This window comes from Neobacillus sp. SAB-20_R2A, assembly GCF_049568635.1.
Classification (GTDB): domain Bacteria; phylum Bacillota; class Bacilli; order Bacillales; family Cytobacillaceae; genus Neobacillus; species Neobacillus citreus.
In genome coordinates, this window is sequence record NZ_CP145895.1 from 3,282,892 (window position 1) to 3,300,170 (window position 17,279).

12 protein-coding genes and 1 pseudogene are annotated in these 17,279 nt (G+C 35.1%); all 13 read right to left on the reverse strand.

All coding sequences use genetic code 11. From position 1 onward, the window contains the following. Positions 1 to 88: 88 nt before the first annotated feature. Complete coding sequence (locus tag V5M37_RS15980) at positions 89 to 5,227, reverse strand: FtsK/SpoIIIE domain-containing protein (RefSeq protein WP_423798167.1); 5,139 nt, start codon at positions 5,225 to 5,227, stop codon at positions 89 to 91. Further along, positions 5,224 to 6,819, reverse strand: a complete 1,596-nt coding sequence (locus tag V5M37_RS15985) for a hypothetical protein (protein WP_423798168.1) — start codon at positions 6,817 to 6,819, stop codon at positions 5,224 to 5,226. Before V5M37_RS15985 ends, V5M37_RS15980 begins: the two co-directional genes overlap by 4 nt. 15 nt (positions 6,820 to 6,834) lie before the next feature. After that, positions 6,835 to 8,526, reverse strand: coding sequence for a hypothetical protein (locus tag V5M37_RS15990; RefSeq protein WP_423798169.1), 1,692 nt, complete (start codon positions 8,524 to 8,526; stop codon positions 6,835 to 6,837). Between the two features lie 210 nt (positions 8,527 to 8,736). After that, complete coding sequence (locus V5M37_RS15995; RefSeq protein ID WP_423798170.1) at positions 8,737 to 9,015, reverse strand: hypothetical protein; 279 nt, start codon at positions 9,013 to 9,015, stop codon at positions 8,737 to 8,739. Between the two features lie 206 nt (positions 9,016 to 9,221). Beyond that, positions 9,222 to 11,348 (reverse strand): DEAD/DEAH box helicase, encoded by a 2,127-nt coding sequence (locus tag V5M37_RS16000; RefSeq protein ID WP_423798171.1) that lies wholly within the window; start codon positions 11,346 to 11,348, stop codon positions 9,222 to 9,224. Between the two features lie 272 nt (positions 11,349 to 11,620). Next, a complete protein-coding gene (locus V5M37_RS16005) occupies positions 11,621 to 13,246 on the reverse strand; it encodes a zinc-ribbon domain-containing protein (protein WP_423798172.1) in 1,626 nt (541 codons plus the stop codon). A gap of 618 nt (positions 13,247 to 13,864) precedes the next feature. Further along, positions 13,865 to 14,059: pseudogene (locus V5M37_RS16010) on the reverse strand (thermonuclease family protein); the annotation flags it as partial. Between the two features lie 52 nt (positions 14,060 to 14,111). Beyond that, complete coding sequence (locus V5M37_RS16015) at positions 14,112 to 14,522, reverse strand: hypothetical protein (protein ID WP_423798173.1); 411 nt, start codon at positions 14,520 to 14,522, stop codon at positions 14,112 to 14,114. 68 nt (positions 14,523 to 14,590) lie between these two features. After that, a complete protein-coding gene (locus tag V5M37_RS16020) occupies positions 14,591 to 15,397 on the reverse strand; it encodes a replicative DNA helicase (RefSeq protein WP_423798174.1) in 807 nt (268 codons plus the stop codon). Then, positions 15,354 to 15,773 (reverse strand): DnaB-like helicase N-terminal domain-containing protein, encoded by a 420-nt coding sequence (locus V5M37_RS16025; RefSeq protein WP_423798175.1) that lies wholly within the window; start codon positions 15,771 to 15,773, stop codon positions 15,354 to 15,356. The genes V5M37_RS16020 and V5M37_RS16025 overlap by 44 nt, the downstream gene beginning before the upstream one ends. A 71-nt stretch (positions 15,774 to 15,844) precedes the next feature. Beyond that, complete coding sequence (locus V5M37_RS16030; protein WP_423798176.1) at positions 15,845 to 16,195, reverse strand: hypothetical protein; 351 nt, start codon at positions 16,193 to 16,195, stop codon at positions 15,845 to 15,847. Continuing rightward, complete coding sequence (locus V5M37_RS16035) at positions 16,188 to 16,475, reverse strand: conserved phage C-terminal domain-containing protein (RefSeq protein ID WP_423802634.1); 288 nt, start codon at positions 16,473 to 16,475, stop codon at positions 16,188 to 16,190. Before V5M37_RS16035 ends, V5M37_RS16030 begins: the two co-directional genes overlap by 8 nt. After that, positions 16,441 to 16,989, reverse strand: coding sequence for a hypothetical protein (locus tag V5M37_RS16040; protein WP_423798177.1), 549 nt, complete (start codon positions 16,987 to 16,989; stop codon positions 16,441 to 16,443). The genes V5M37_RS16035 and V5M37_RS16040 overlap by 35 nt, the downstream gene beginning before the upstream one ends. Positions 16,990 to 17,279 lie beyond the last annotated feature (290 nt).

Sequence of the window (17,279 nt, forward strand, 5' to 3'; positions counted from 1 at the left end):
GTTTTACCTAATCACTGGAGAATAGTCTCCAGTAGTGTTAAAAGCCCAAAATAGTGCATCTAGAATTAATTCTAGATGCACTATTTCATTATTTTGTAGAAAAATACCTTAAAAGGGCCCTTTTAACCTGAGGAGTTAAAAACGGACTTTTTCCCCGATTAACTTTCTGACTTCCAGTTTTGGCCAAAAAGTCACCTTTTCCCCCTAGATTCTCAGCACCACTTTCACCCAATATTATACCTGATGCAGTTGAATCTGTAGCTTTTAATGCTAATCTAGCACCAAGATTATTTCTGATATTCGTATTAATTATATCAGACTTAGGGTTTTGTGTGCAGATAATTAAATGAATTCCTGCTGCCCTTGCCTTTTGACCAAGCCTTAGGATAGCATTTTCTACTCTACCTGCAATTTCCTTCTCTTGACTCATAAAATCAGCAAACTCATCAAATACCACTACAATTCGAGGTAATCCTTTTCCAGTTAATGAAACGTATTCATCTAAATTTGAAACGTATTCATCAGCAAATATAGAATAACGCTCTTCCATTTCGTTAACTAGCTGCTCCAAAACAAATATTGCTTCATTAATATCTGTAACAACTGACCTAGTATGAGGTAAATTTTTATAAACTGAAAACTCTACCTGTTTTGGATCAATAAACACGAATTGCAATTTATTTGAATCGTATAGGCACATGGTACTTAATATAATGGAATTTAGAGTTACACTTTTTCCACTTCCGGTTGTACCACCTGTCAGTAAGTGTGGTGTTGACGGATCAGAAAAATCAATGTATAGAACATTATTTAATGGATCAAACCCCAATGGTGCAATCAGATTTGTGCTTTTTATTTTATCCTTCAGCTGCTCTCTTGTAATAGCCATAAAATCTTCAAAGAAAATAGTATCAGGATTCTCTCTTACAATGTCCAAGTTAATTCCGTTCTTATCGATAAATATATGAGGCTCCTGATCTAACCCCAACCAAAGTTGTAAATCCTGTCTTCTCCTCATGACTTTATCAGAAGCTACAGATGACGGAATATCTAATATTAGTCTAATTACACTTGATCCCACTATCACATTTTTCACTTTCACATTAATATTATTTCGGTTAAAGTGATTCTCAACAGTAGTAACATATTTTCTTTTAAGTTCAGAATGATCATCCAAGCTATTATCTCTATGTTCGATTTCAATTCCTGCTAATACCTTGACTTCAGGGAAGTCAGTTCCATATTCCGCTTCGGTGTCAGTAGTAATAGGAGGATATTTATCTGGGACACTCTCAACATACACTGTATCATCAGGCTCAGTTTTTTCTTTACCCGTGGCCCCAGTTGTACCGGTAACCTCAGTCGCATTCTCTATCTCTTGGTTGTTTTCATCGTTTGGATTATTTTCCCTATCGGATTCATTTTCCTCATTATTATTATTTAGCTCATGCTCAGATGAAACACTATCTGTCTCCCCTGCTAGTTGATCTTCATTACTTTCAATTTTCGCTATACTTTCTTGAAAACTTGAAAGCTCCTCATCTAATTCATCGTAGCCAGGTTCATTAACATCCATAACACCAAGTGCATTTAATACAAATGAGCGATTAAAAATATTGTTTTTATATTCTCCGTCCAAAATTTCAACAAAAACTCCATCTGAAACTTTTTCAAAACCATATTCATAAAGATTTGAAGTGTAACAATATGAATCAATTGCAGATGTAATATTAACATTTATATGCGAAACATCCATAAATTGAAGTTTCTTTAACAAAAAGGCATGTTCTGGTGAATAAGATTCTCTTTCAAGGAAATAATGGACTAATTCAACTCTCCAATATTCAGAATCAGTATTATTTTTATCAAATTTAAATAACTTCTCATAGATATTTACACCAGATTCAATTTGCTTTATTGCATCATATCGTTCCTTTTCAAAGATTGAATGATTAACGAATTTTAATTCAAGTAATTCAAAATCTAAACTTATTCCATTACTATCATCATTGATAGTAGTTATTACAAGATCTGGCCTTCTTGTATTACTTTTAAACCAAGGAAGTTCATCACAAACTGTCCATACTTGTAGTGATTTTGAATTCTGACTTCTATGCTTTTTACTTAGATATGTTGCTAAGAGTTCATGAGAGTATTTTCCTGGTCCAATTGCCTTCAATACCAAAGCCCCAGAAATGGATTTAACCATATTTACAGCTTCAACAATTTTTTCCTTCTTGACATTACTATTTTTTAGAATTAGCCCCAGTTTCTTACTTAACCTATCGTAATACTCATAATCATCATTCTTAGAGTTAAGTTTCTTAATATACTCAGAAGAAGAAACAATTAATTTATAGTTTTTATTAGCCCCTGCTTTAGATTTATATTGTATTATTTGCGCCTTCGCCGAGGCTTTTTCTAATAAAGATTTATCTAAGTAACGGTCGATAAACATAATCCAATTAAAGTTGTCATGCATGAAATCAATCAATTCGCTATCAGTGAAATGGGACAAAGAAATCTTGTTCTTAAGAACAAAAAGTTCGTTTATATCCAACATTTCTTTTTTCTGATAAATATACTGTAACTGATAAAATTGCTTTAAAATATCCGGAAGATGTTCACTTACATAGGATATCCTTTTCATACCCTCAGTTTTAAGTAATGGTTCTTTGTAAACTACTTCGAACCAGTTATTCGATTCTTTAGGCTCTACTTTATCAAATTCAAATTTAATTTGATTACTTTGGCCAAAGTAATCTGCTAAAACGACTAAATCAGTGTCAATCATATTATCTTTGATTTGTAAAGATATCTCATTAATGGATGTTCCAGAGATTATTTTAATTTCTACCTTTGGAAACTTCCCAAGACTATCTGGGTTACTATATTCCTCTTTTTGATTAATCCAATTATTGATCCTTTGGTGAACTAAAGCTGCCTGGGTACTATGAACAGTAATTTTTAATTTTTTTATAGAAGGAACCTTGCTAAAGAGTACATCAATTGATTTCGTTACAATTTCTGCACTTTGACAGTATAAGAATAAAATATCTAGGCCATCTTTGGCGTATGGATATACCTCTAGATAATTTTTAACTGTTTTCAATAGTTCCTCAGATAATTCCTGAGATAAGTGGTCCATATTTTCAGATCTTTTTGTATTGAGAATAAACTGTCCCTCTCCTAATACTTCACTTACCTCAATAAGGAAAGTATCATCGCCATCGCTAGAAAAATATCTTGGGGCAAGATACAAGGTTTTTTCAGATACATGTCCTAAATAATCATTTAAATTAGTAACTTCTAAATTCCTATTTCTAGCTCTATTAATCCAATCTTCTATTTGATCATTTAGTTCCACGTAACGAGAGAGATATGCAATCAATCTGATTGGATTGAATATAGTTAGTACCCTTTCAGTACTATAACCAGATTGGCCACGCTTAATATCCAGAGTATCAATTGCACCAATATAGTTAATGTGTCTATAAATATGACTGCAAATTGGTACTGAAGTATTAATTCCCGCTAAAAGAGATTCAAGATTTTTCTTTAATTCTGAAAAGTCGATGCTAAAAATACCATTTAAGCATATTCCTTTTAATATTTCTGTATAGTAATTTGAAAAATCACGAAACTTTGTAAAATGTTCTTTAATCCCCTGTTCTCCTATAGCTAAGTAACCTTCAATCTGTTTTAAAACTTGTTGGTCTATATCTACAACCTCTACCTCATCTTCTTGATAATTTCTCAGATAAGGTAATTTTCCCTTTTCAATTGTATCCGTTAAGCCTAACAAAGCGAGTTCTTTGAAGCCATATATTTTAAAACTTTCAGAATGTACAATTTGGTTATCAATTATAAAATTTAATTTAAATATAAGGAGTGAATCATCTGCTGACTCATCTACCATTACTCTGCTTAGAGACTCTTGATCAAAAGAGATAAGAGGAGTAACACTTTCCAAATTACTCAAATATAGGTTCAATAAAAATTTAGAATTACTGGTGATTTTTGGAGAATTCACTTCTAATAAAAATTTGCAATCACTTGAACTGATACTGTCAATAGCATCCTCAATCATTTGAAATGATTCATAAATTAAAGCATCCATTATATCTCTATATTCTTTAGGATTCCTTAATTTTTCGATTTTCCTCGTAATTGTCTTTACAATGGCAGGGGGTAATTGCGTCTCAAACTCTTCTAAAAATTCCTGTATTTCGTCTGGATTCTCGTCTTTTTCTATAGCTGCTATTCCCTGCTCTGCTTTATCCTTTTGTTCCTTAGGTAATTCATCAATAGAAAGAGCATCTTTAATTTTATCTGGAAAAGTCGTTTTCACTCTAAAATTAAATACAGCTTCGATCGCTTCATATTCATACTTAAGTAATTCTAAATTCTTTTGGTTGATAAAATCTAGACACTCTATTTCGAATTTATCCGTTGAAGTTTCGAGCCATAATTCACTTGTGTAGCCGTTTTTTTCTTCTGCATCTAGGAATGAATACATATTATTTTGGAGTTTTTCGGGATCTAACTCACCGTGTGCCTTTTGTAAACCAGACAACAGAAAGTTAGCCTTTAATCTTTTTAACCCCTTGGATCCCAATATTAGTTGAGAATCTTTAAATAAATTCAATTCAGGAAGGTTATTTTGCAATTTTTGAATTATTGAATCGGAATCTTCATGAAGAACACTATTTAAAAATCTTAGGATAAATCTTAATTGAGGTTCAGTTAGTTTTTTATACATGTTTAGAAACTGATTAATAGCATCAATTTCTTCAGCAGCAAGTTTATACTCTGATGAAAGAACTGAAAATAGACTATCAAAACCATCATTTGATAATAAATAAGCCTCATCAATTGCAAATAAGTTTTCTAAACTTTGTGCCTCTGGAGTTAATTCATTAATAATCATGACGAGGGCATGGTTTGAAAAAGTATTATTCCTTAACCATGTACTAGTCTCAATTTGTTTTAGTTGAAATTCAGGAAAATTGGGTACTGGTTTTAAAGTACGAATTATCGGAGTGTAAAATTGACTTATTTCTTGATGATTTTCCCTTAATTCGTGTAAAACATCCGGAATATTCTCATCATTAAGACCTGATATTTTAATAAAAATCTTATCTGTATTCTCACTTTTTTGATTTTTAAAATGATTAAGTAATACAGTATATATCCATTTTCCTAATAACGTATTATAAGTAGTCATCGAATCACCTGTTCTGCTTTTTCATAAGGGTTTCTAATCATTGCAGTTGCATCGGAATACTCAACTAACAATCCGTTATAACGTAATTTTTCACGAATGGCAAACTCATTTTTTTGAAAATATCTCACGTTTAATTTGGATTTTTCATAAATACCATTCGATTTTGCTTGTAGTTCTCCAATGATAAACCCATATTTTTTGTATAGATTTTCTAAAAAGAGATTAAATTCCATCTGCTCTTTTGGCTTAATATTAGCGTATACTATCGCCTGCACGAAGGAATCAGTCATAAAATACCGATATTTGCTGCCCCTTCTAAATCCTCCGAATCCACCGTCACGTGCTAGACCCCTAATTATACTTAATTGGTGTTTTTTTAGTTGGTCAGAAACGATATCTTTGACTATAATATATAGTTTATCTGTTATATCTCTATATGTATTGCACTTAGAGATGACCTTTTTTACCTTGTTTTTTCTCTCCTTAGAGAGTTTGCTTAACCCCAGATATGATATTAATTCCTCAGGGTTTGCCTTCCAACCAGATAAATGTGAAGTAACAAACGCATAGTTACCCATCTTCTCATTAAAAACCTGTTTAAAATATGATTCGAATTTATTTTTTACTAATAATTCGTTATCACTAAAAGATTTAGCCGATAATTTTTGGATTGGCCCGACTTGGGCATCTAAACAATCGAAAAAATATGTTACCTGATTATTATCATCATCGATTAGGGAACGTTTTAACATATATCTCGATAATTGAAATGTAATAAGACTTATTAACAACTCAAACATTTCATAAATATCAATATTAAGGCTGATTAATTGATTAAACTCCACAGCAAACTCATGATAAATTGGATCATCCTCAACAGGTAGATATGGATATTCCTTTGTCTTTTCACTTACTTTCTTAAGCGGATACAAATCTTCCTTCTTGTTTTGTTCATCCTCTAATGTTGAACTAATTTTGTTGACAATATGTTCAATCGATTTGTTTTTTTGTAAAAGGAACTTAAGTCTTTGCTCAATCTCATTTCTTAACGTTAGATCGTTTTTAGTTCCATATGAAAGCATTAAAAAATAAAGCTCTCCTCCCCTTGCAAAGAAGTTCCTTTCATAGCTATATGTTTTAGTCTCATTTTTAACATGCGTCCTTAATTCAAAAAACAGTAGGGATTCATGTAATGGATATAACGTCTTAGCATACCAGGAACGATTTGCAGCTTTGCCTTGTCCATCTGATAGTGGAATCTCTAGGTTTTTAAAGAACTCTCTTATAACACTTATCTCGTCCTTATCACGAACTAAACTGTATAATTTTTTCTTCTGTTCGTCCGTAAGTGCAACAACCCCAGCCTGCGCACCTTCTTTATTTCCTTCAAAAATAAATTGCCGTAACCCTGTCGACCTTATCCTGAAATATTCTGATGCTCCCAGATTATATTCGGTACCTTTTAAGACATTTAGAAATTCTAATACATATTCAGGACCTTTTTGACCATCTTTGAAACGATGTCCCCAAATTTGAGCTGACAACTGAGTTGAAAATTCTTCTACACTACTGTTAGTCACATTATTACTCATGCCAACTATCCTCCATTATTCCAAGCTAATTGCGTCTTCTACATATAACCCTTCTTTTTGGTCATATCGTAGAATATTTAATTCAAATTCGTCAGGTTCACTAATTCGAATCAGCTCATTCTTAAAAGTGTCAATTAATATTTCTGCTTCTTGTTGAAGAATATTATGAGTTCCTCCCCCATTTGCCCTTAATAAATACTCAAAGACAGCTAGGTTTACTGGTAAGATAACATCATCTTCCACAGTAATGTTAAATTTTGAAGGAATTCGGTCAATATCACTTCTTTCTAGTTCTTGTTCTATTTCAATATCTTTATTTGTCTTAAATGTATCGTAAATAATAAGGTTTTTATTTGTAGCTAGTAAATTTTTGTTAACCTCGGTTAGTCTTCCGGCAAAAACTCTATTCAACCCATTAATTAAACTTCTCTTAATTAAAGTTTGGTTTCTGGTATTATTGAAAAGACTTTTATACTGATTTAAGTATTCAAACGGGAGTAGTTGATTTGCATTAGATAAATGCTCATTACTAATCTCATAAAAGAATTTTCTTCGTAGTCTTGGAACCCAATCATCAATAATACTTGAGTCACTTTGTGAATTATAGTCACGGTATAATCTAAGTTTTTTCTGGAAATAACCTAATTGTAAATCTAAAGAATCATCAAATAATTCTTTATGTACATTCTCTGTCTCTGAATCACCATTAATATCACCATTTATAATGAAATCATCAATGGTTGAATGTGAATAATTCCCAGGGTCTAATGATTTAAATATCCTCAATGCTTTCATTTCAGAAAAGGCATTCTCATCTAGTTCATGACCATAAAAGTTCTGATAATATGCTTTTTTAGTTTGTTGTTCTAGTTGCTTATAATCAGCATTATTAATATCGTCACATGTATAGCCACCAGTTAACATATAGCTAATATGTATTAACATTTCTCTTATTGTTATATGAGTATCTAAATAATCAAGCAATTTATACTGTTCAACCAATCGTTCTTGGATTTCCTTTTTAGATGTTCTTTCATGATTTAAGTAGATAATACATCTGTTTGATTTTGAACAATCTGTACAAGGTGACCAATTTTCTGGTTGATTCCATTTTTCCAACAACTTTTCAACATATACAGAAGATGTAACATCCAACAAATTAAATACGCTAAATGTATTCGAATTATTTTTATATGACTTGAATCGTCGAGACACTTCTTCCGATAATAATGAAAGTTCTGGTGTCTGAGATAAAAATTTTGTGAGTTTACCTTCATTAGCAGCAATCAAATAATAAATTCTATCCTCGTGATTTGATGAAATTAGATTTTGCAATGAAAGTAGTTCTCGCTTAATAACATCTTCTTTCAACTCGGATAAATCCTTTACAATCCTTAACCTCCCATGTGCGAATGGAAATTCAACAATTCCTTCCTCAGGCCAACTCTCTAAAGGACTATCTTGAAAATGGTCATGAACAATTCTACATAAACGAGTCTTTCCATCTCCTGCATTTCCGGTCAATATAACACTTTGAGGATTATTTTCGAAAATACTTGTTAAAGTTGCTTCTATTTTTGTTTCAATTTTGAAAACGTAATTATTCTCTTGGCCTTTGTCGATTGTATATTCATCATAAATTTTTGAATGATTTGGTGATAAAACATTAAATTGTTCTAAATAATAGACAAAAGGATTTCCTTTCAAATGTTCTCCCTCCATATTAACCCAAAATACATTTAAGTTAAAATTTACCTAATAAACATTATAAACTATTTAAGACAAATAGATAACGAATTCTACGATTTTGATTTGAGTATTTTGAGACAATTTTACTATTGAAGATTATATATTCAATATTCAAAGCAAAAGTGAAAGGTAGTAATAACACTTATGCTATCCGACCTCTCAAGATTTTTATTTTTTTGCTTTGAATCTTTCATCTATTCCCAAATTCCCCTTCAATATAGCTATGGTCTCTGGAGCATTTAAGTATGCAAAATAATATGGAGGATTTGGTTCAGACTCATATTTTGTCCCAACAATAATCGGGGCACCCACCCAGAGGAGCTTATCATCTATAATTGTAAAAGACCCTACAAGGTTTTTTGGAATAATTTGTATGGTAGTAGGTGCGTTAAATTCATCGACAGAATAAATTTTCACCTCTACCTTTTTACTCATTTCCTTAATCACTTTCCATAACTTCCTGTCTAACTTACTAAAATCTGTAATCGATATAACAATACTTTTTCTTGCAACCTGCAAATCTTTAATGAAATTCATGGGCTCTATTGGTGTCCGGCTGCTAAACCATTTTAAATGGTCTGATACAGTTTCCGATAGAAACTCTTGATGCTCGTAACGAGATGATATATGGAACTGATCATAAATATGTTTTGTCAAGTTTGTAATGGTAAGCTGCTACTGTTCTTATCAGTAAGAAGAACACTCGGTCGCTTCTGTGGAAAACTATCTACAACATCAAATATAATGACATCACGTTCAGACCCCTGAAAGCGATGCACAGTAGAGGCCACTATGTACTGCGTATTTCCTATCGACATTTTACCCTGTAATTCTTTTAGGCATGATGTCATAAACCGAGCCTGGGCTTTATATGGAGTAATAATTCCTATTGAATCCAAATTATTTTTCTTAGCTAGCAATGCAAGGTGTATGCTCATCAGGCCCGACATTATATTAAATCGTGAGTGAGAGGAAGAATCTTTTAGGGCGAACGCACCCATTTTTGCCAAATCAATAAGCATAGTCGCTTTATTTGGAAATGGTAAGTTTTCTGCTATTCCTTGCCTTTTATACGCATCCTTGTGATCCTTAACCTTGCGATTATAAATAAACTCGTTTGTAAAGCTTGAAATCTCAGGATGCATTCTTCTCTGTTTATGCAACATATACAGATTCGGATGTTTCCCCCCACCCTTTAACGCCCTTACGATCCCTGCATGATGAAAAATATCTTCCCTTAACCATTTTTCAACTAGTTCGTGTTCGGCTAAAGCGATGGGCGGCAATTGTTTGAAGTCACCGCAGACAACAATCTTTTTCCCAAGCGCTGCCGCCATGGCAAGCTGAGGAACATAAGCCATACTTACTTCATCCACTACAACCAAGTCAAACATTCTTGTATAAAGGATGCTATCCATGGCACATTTCGTTAATGTGGCACCGACTATCTTAGATTTTCGGACATATTCTTTTTCTAAGTCCTTTATATCCGCCTTAAGTTTCTTTAACGCCTTGTACAATTCCGAGATTTCTTTCTCGTCTTGCTTTGTAGCTTTCCTATTTTCTGCTTTTTTCTTTAATATTCCCCTGCGTTGTTCCAACTCTTGACGCTCTTTTTTTAGTTTTGGATGTTTTAATTCAACTAACTTGCTAGATAGTAACGATTGATGAGACATAATGGTTTCGTCCCTACTGTACCCATACCGCAGTACATCTCCTTCAACCCACTTTTCTTTTTCTTCAAGTACATTCATCACTTCTGCCATCAACACATCAACCGCGGCATTGCTGTGTGCCATTACGAGTATATTTCTTCCTTTTAGATAATTACTTGTAACAATTCGGGACAAATTATACGTTTTACCTGTTCCGGGAGGTCCCCAGATGTACGTAGTCTGATTAAAATAAGAACGATATAACAGTTCCTTTTTCTTTTCTTTCAGTTTTTCTTCATGCTTTGTTTTGGCGTTGCCACCAATTAAACTTTCAACTCTTCTTCTTTTCGTCTCCGAGCCTTTTATATCTTCAAGCCGATTAGATAACTCAACCATTAACTGCCAAGGCTCACTGTACATTTTTGCATCTTTTATTTCTTCCCCTATAAAACTATCAAGCTTTAATTCGATTTCAAAACCCTCAACCGATAAAACTTCCCCGAAAATCGAATTGTTTACCCGTTCGATTCGGACAGGAGTTCCATCTGGAAAGAATACCTCTGAAACTAGTGTAAAAAGGTAAACTGAAGTATTGGAATCCCTGTACAGAAATTTCCCATTAATGATAGAATATTGGGTTCCACCCTGCTCTTTTAAATAATTCACTTCATGTCTCAATGCTGTTTGCCATTCATTAATTAACGAAGATGTTTCATCTTTAGGAATCACAAATTTTGTAGCCGTCTCTTGTTTAACAATTGTTTCTTTAATTAATTCTCTAGACCTTGGACGTATCTCTTCCAATTTCTTTTCTATCTCTAAATTTTGAACCCCAAATTCAGCGGTTCGATAGTTAGCAAGAGCTTCTTCAAAATGGTCGTAATTAATATTTTTAGGTACACGATAATAATTATTTCCTTGATAGGGAACTGTAAATAATCGTAAATATTTCTTGCAAATAATATCAGCAGTTTTTGAGTCTAGCGCTTTAATAAATCCAATTATTCTGGTTATCCTCTGCCTTTCCTCATATTTCATTGTATCTCTATATTTACTTCCTTTAAGATGGGGGATGCTTTCAAACATGAAAATATGATGATAAATATCTCTATAAAATAAAGCCAATTTTTTCACCCCTACAAGCTTTTTCCTCTATTTAAATTGATTACAATTGACAGTACAGAACGCAAACGCTTTCATTTGTACTAATATATTATAGTTGTACTAATTTCTTTATTGGCACTATTTTTATTTAATTATATAATGTTTATATTGTCTTAGGGTGTAAAAAATAATAAGGCCTACCAAAATTGGTAGACCTAGCTGAAAATGTATTATTCTATTTTGTATAAGACTTCTAGAAGCGGAAACATTTGCCGAAGGCAGACCTTTCCAAATCACTTAGTTATTGAAGTTGAGGTATTTCTTCGACAGCGTGGACAACCTCTTCCTTTTCTTGAGGGTACATCAACTCTATTGTATATATATGACTCCCACTCATGTCCATATACCAAACACTTCCACCAAACTTTTTTTCTCATACCTGGAGTAACTTCAAATGGTGTAAGAGACCCATTTTTTTCTGTATTCCATTCTTTAGCAAGAGCAGGATATTTAGTTGCTAAACAGTTTTCTAATGTTTTAATTTTCCCACTACAAACATGACAGCCACCACCAACCTGTCTGTCTCTTATTTTAGCTTTCCATTCATGTCCACACTTTCCAATCCACCAGACCTTTTGGTGAGAACTAACAAGAACATCCCCTGGATCTAAACCTTCGTTCTTTTTTGGATGCCATTCTGCTGCAAGCTCAGGATTACGAAATTTTAAAGACCTTTCACTATCAAATCCATCTCTAATCATTCCTTTTTGTTCATTTAAGCACTGCTTACACCATTTGTCTTGTTGAATATTAGTCGGTGTTGCAAACCAATTATGACCTTTAGCACATTCCCACTCTAAAGGTGTATGTGCACTTACATAGATTTCAGATAAGCATTTTCCGCCTTTAGATCTTGCAATCGATGCATAACGCTCCAAAGTTTGAAGATTTGATCTAAAATTTTTCATATTAACTGTTTTAACAACTAACTCAACTCCATGTTTAGTTAATTCATTTTTAATATATTTTATCTTCTGAATATCCGTATCTAAAGAATAGGGTATAACGATCAATCTAATTCCATTTACTTTACATAATTCAATTTTTAATTCGTCATCATTGATCCTTTTGTTAAGGTCTTCGACAGTCTTATGCCATCGTTTAATAAATTGGTAGTGTTGCCTACCATGATATTCAAAACCTATTTTTAGTTCATCATTATATCCGTCCAATTCGAAAGCGTTATTGAAAATGGATCTGATTTTTGGAAAACTTTTTCCCGTTAAGTTTTGTACGATAAAACGACATTTTTCCTCGTTAATAAAAATTTTGCACGTTGGACACCAAGAACCTCTTTTTACATTATCAGGTGTAGCTTCCCATGTATGCCCTTTTTTACATTCCCATAATAATTTCTCCCTGGCATTAATATATACATCAGAAAGGCACTTTCCTTCCTTTTCCTTAGCTAAAACCTTCATGTCTTCTATAGTTCCTCTTTGAGAATCTGCTATTTCTTTAAAGGTACATTTTCTACACCAAGTACTGTAAGTTCTTATCTTATTGGCATTTATCTCGAAGCGGTGCCCTTCCTTACATTCAAAAATTAGCTTTTTGTGTGCATTTATGTATTTATCAGATAAACAAACCCCACCTTTGGAATTTGCATAGTCTTTCATCTCATTCAAACACGTAGTTTTTACTTCTTCAATTTTCTTCTTTTTACAAATTGGACATGGTGAACCATGATATCTTCTGTTAACATTTTCCTGCCATTCATGTTTACATACTTGACATATCCACCAGACTTTTTGTGTAGACCCATATGATTCCTTTTCGGGAGTTAACTCGCCATTCTTAATAGGATGCCATTCTAAGCAAAGTTCTCCTTTTTTAATAGCAAGACAATTGTTAACCAAAGATATGCGCTCCTTATAAAAAAACTCTATACATAATCTGCTATGTAAGTTAAGATCTTCCCAACTTTCGGTAATTATAAAAAACCTATCTTTTAAAGCAATTTTATACAGATATCATTTTGGTCATCTCTCAATCTCTTTATGCACTTCCACATAAATTGTTACCGCCAATTTGCCACCAAACTTTGCAAAATATGTCCTAATTTTGAAAACCTTAACCTAGACGTGCGATAAACGTTGTTCTATATTTAGCAGAACCTTGACTGCAATTGTATGATTATTGTAAAACTAAAAGATTTTTCTCGAAGTTTCCTATTGTCTAGTGGTCTATAGACCGCAAATCATCTTTTATTTATGGAAATGAAGCGGAGAAATCTTATTTCAACATTATTTTTAGATTGTGAACATATTCGACACTTATTGGTCAACATTTATCCATTTTTGGTCCAAAGCCTTGAAATGGCGGTGTTTTTTCTTTTTAAATGTAAAAAACTTGGTTAAAAAGCTTAACCAAGTTCCAGAAAGTTCCGTCTTAAAAGACCATTTGGCTTTACCAAATTACATCCTTTAGCAGTCTTTCGCCGAACCATTCTTCACACCCAGCAAACCCCCATTTTGTCACAAACCCACTCCTACTCCATATGTTATTTGGCTGCTTCTTACTAAATTCTCATCGTCATTGTATAGCTTCAGATATTTATAGGGTCGATTTAGTATATAGCCCACGCGTGCTAATCCCTCTTGTAACAGCGTTTTCTGAACCGATTTCCCGTCGACATAAACATAGGCCAGTAACCTTCCGTAACCATCTCTCGTATTCTATTACTTATGATCATTTCCATCTCGATCATGACATTCCTTGGTCCTAATGACAAAATGATTTATATAGGCTACAAATTTTTGGATCATCAATGGATTCCATAACATATGAGATGAGCGAGTGATCGTTCACTTCTTGTAACGCAGTAATCATTGCCTTTTTCCCGCCATCCAGCAAAATTAATTTTTCCCAGTTCTTAATGGCGACTTCGTTCGTTTCAGGATTGTAGCGAATCAACTCGTACTCCAAACCCAATCGGTCTAGTAATGCTTGTACACGCTCTTTTGAAACACCTAGTTCAAGAGCAATTTGTATCTTTGAAATTGGATAGATTCCGATACTAGTTGTTTGACTATTCGTTAGCAGATAAAGAAAAAACGTCCTCTCTTCTGCACTCATCTTTTTAAACATTGGATTATCCCAAATTTCAACATTGATTCCTCCACGATTTCCCATTTTTCCCACTTCCCTTTTCATTATTTTTTAAAAAGCTTTCGGTAACCTTGGCCTGCTCTTACTAATGCCTAGAGATTAACGAACGCCCCATATTCCTTGTTAAACCCAAGCTCAATGGTCCCGGTCGGTCCATTACGGTGTTTTGCAAGGATGATTTCCATCCTGTTTTTCTTCGATGAATCGCTACTATAATAATCGTCGCGGTACAAAAACGCGATCAAGTCGGCATCCTGCTCAATTTGCCCGCTTTCGCGAAGATCCGAGAGAATCGGGTGTTTGTCATGTCTGGTTTCAACTCCCCGGCTTAGCTGTGATAGGGCGATGACGGTGACATTCAGTTCCCTCGCCATGGTCTTGAGCGCCCGGCTGATTTCGCTGATTTCTGCCTGGCGGTTTTGATAGTTTTTTCGATCGCCCTCAAGGAGCTGTAAATAGTCAATCACCACGAGCATCCGCCTTTGCTCTCCGTAGGTCCTGCGCGCTTTGCGGACCTTCGACCTGATGTAAGCCACATCCATTCCAGCCCGGTCAAAGATATGCAGGTTTAGATGTGACAGCTTTCCGATTCCATTGGCGAATTGTTCCCAATCCTCGTCTTGGAACGACTGTTGGGGATTCCGCATTTTGATACTGTCGATTCGCCCTGTGCATCCGGTCATTCGCTTGATCAGCTGCTTCTTGGACATTTCTTCCAGTGAGAAAATCAGGCTTACATCCTCTTCTGCCGCTTGAAGTGCCAAACTTAGTGCGAATGCTGTCTTCCCCATACTTGGCCGTGCCCCAATAATCACCAGGTCGGAGGCTTGAAATCCTCCTGTAAGCCTGTCCAAATCATAAAAGCCGGAGGGGATTCCCACCATTTCGCCCTGATCCAAATAACTCCACCAATGACGAGGTAATCTCGCCCGTATCGTTGTCCGTCTGATCTTCTTCAATACGCATCAGCTCATGGATTCCGTCCCTTACTGTTGTATCACTATCCTCACTTGCTGCCTGGCCCATTATTTTTTCGCCAGCTGCTATCAGCTTTCGTTTTTTGTCATACTCCTTGACTAGTTTTTCATAGGTATGAAAATTGGCAATACTTGGCACACTTCCTGTCAATTGGGAGATGTAGCTCATGCCGCCCGCGTTTCGAATCTGCTCAATCCCGAGTTCATCCATAATGGTCACCAAATCTACTGGCCTTCCCTTTTCAACTAGGCTGCGAATGCCTGTATAAAGTAGTCGAAGCTCTGGGGAGAATAGCACACTCTTTTACTAACTCACTGTCGAGGAATAAGGACCCGACAAGTGCTTCTTCCGCTTCTTGATTATATGGTTCAAATGGTCTCATCCTGCTGCTCCCTTTCGATGCCCAATACTTTTCTTATATTGGCCAGTTCTTTTCGCACTACCTCTCTGTTTGCCGGCACATACGGACGGGTAAGGATAACCTTTGTCTCATCGGGGTCCGGAACAATCCCTGGAACATTGGAACTTATGTAAAGCTCGGACACCTTTGGCGGAAATGGCGATTGCCGCACGTGTTTTAGTAGATTCTCCTCCATGTCGACAAACGTAAGGTCTTTCAGCGCATCGTGCCAAAGGTTGACTTTCTCTTGGTCAAAACTAAACTGTTCATAAAACACCGAAATCATTTTCAATAGGGCGAACGTTTCCCGCTTATTCATCTAAATCAAAATCCTCCTCAGTTAGCTCTTTTTTCCAAGACTTTTGGTTGCGATAGGCCTCAAATTTCGAGCCAAATAACGTTTCCGGCCGGAGATATTTGCACATGACCGGATCCTCCAGCCATTCCGCCGCTTTTAAATCAATCACTGCTTTGAAATCCTCCAAGGTAAACCCTTCTCTTGCCCTTGCCCGAATCAGTTCCTTTGTTTTCGGACTGCTTGGCTTGTAGGCTGCATTTGTTTTTTCATTCAGGTAGTAAATGACTTCGGCAACCGGTATTTTCTCTGCTGCTGGTGTTGGTGTTGCTTGCTGGTGTTGGTGTTGCTTGCTGTTGTTGTATGTATTCGTCTATGTTGTCATCCAACAACTCATATAAGTCGACCTGCATGTGGTTTGGATCTGTTTCTGTTTCGGTGGTCTCATCCTCTGCCGGTTGAGGTTCCTCTGAAGGAGTCATTGGCTCCCCTTCTGTCAGTTCCTCCAGCCTTTGGTAATCGATGGTATACCACTTGGTCTTATCCATTTTCGACCGATTCCAGTTCCCGGATAGCAGCAATCCTTGTTTTTCCAGCGAGTGAATCGTACGTTTAATTGTGCTTTCAGACCAGAACGGAAGCTGTTCCTGCCAATCCTTATACGTGTTGTAAATCCACTTCCTCCCCTCGATGACATGTCTGCTGGAATGGACCCAATAATGGATTTGCTGCAGGATGACGGCTTCGTTCAAGCCAATTTTAACTGCCAGTGATGGGATAATCATCACCGGGTTTTCGTTGATCAATAATTTACTCACCCTATTCCCCTCCTCTTTTTCAATCGCCAAAGGACTGGTTCGTCCTGCCTGAAGGGCTGACCGATGCATCGGTTCAACCGTTCCACCTTCTATATATCGATTAGGACTTAAAAAGGACAGGGTAGTTTAATAAATTTTTTGTGAGTTTTATTTTTATTTGTGGATAGGATGTTTTTACTTGCGGATAAGCGGGTTTTATTTGCGGCTTCGTATTTGCGGGACAAATATATATTTTTCTCTGTTGTATTCTCTGAAGTAATCTATGTGTAATTCTCTGGTATTGCTTGGTT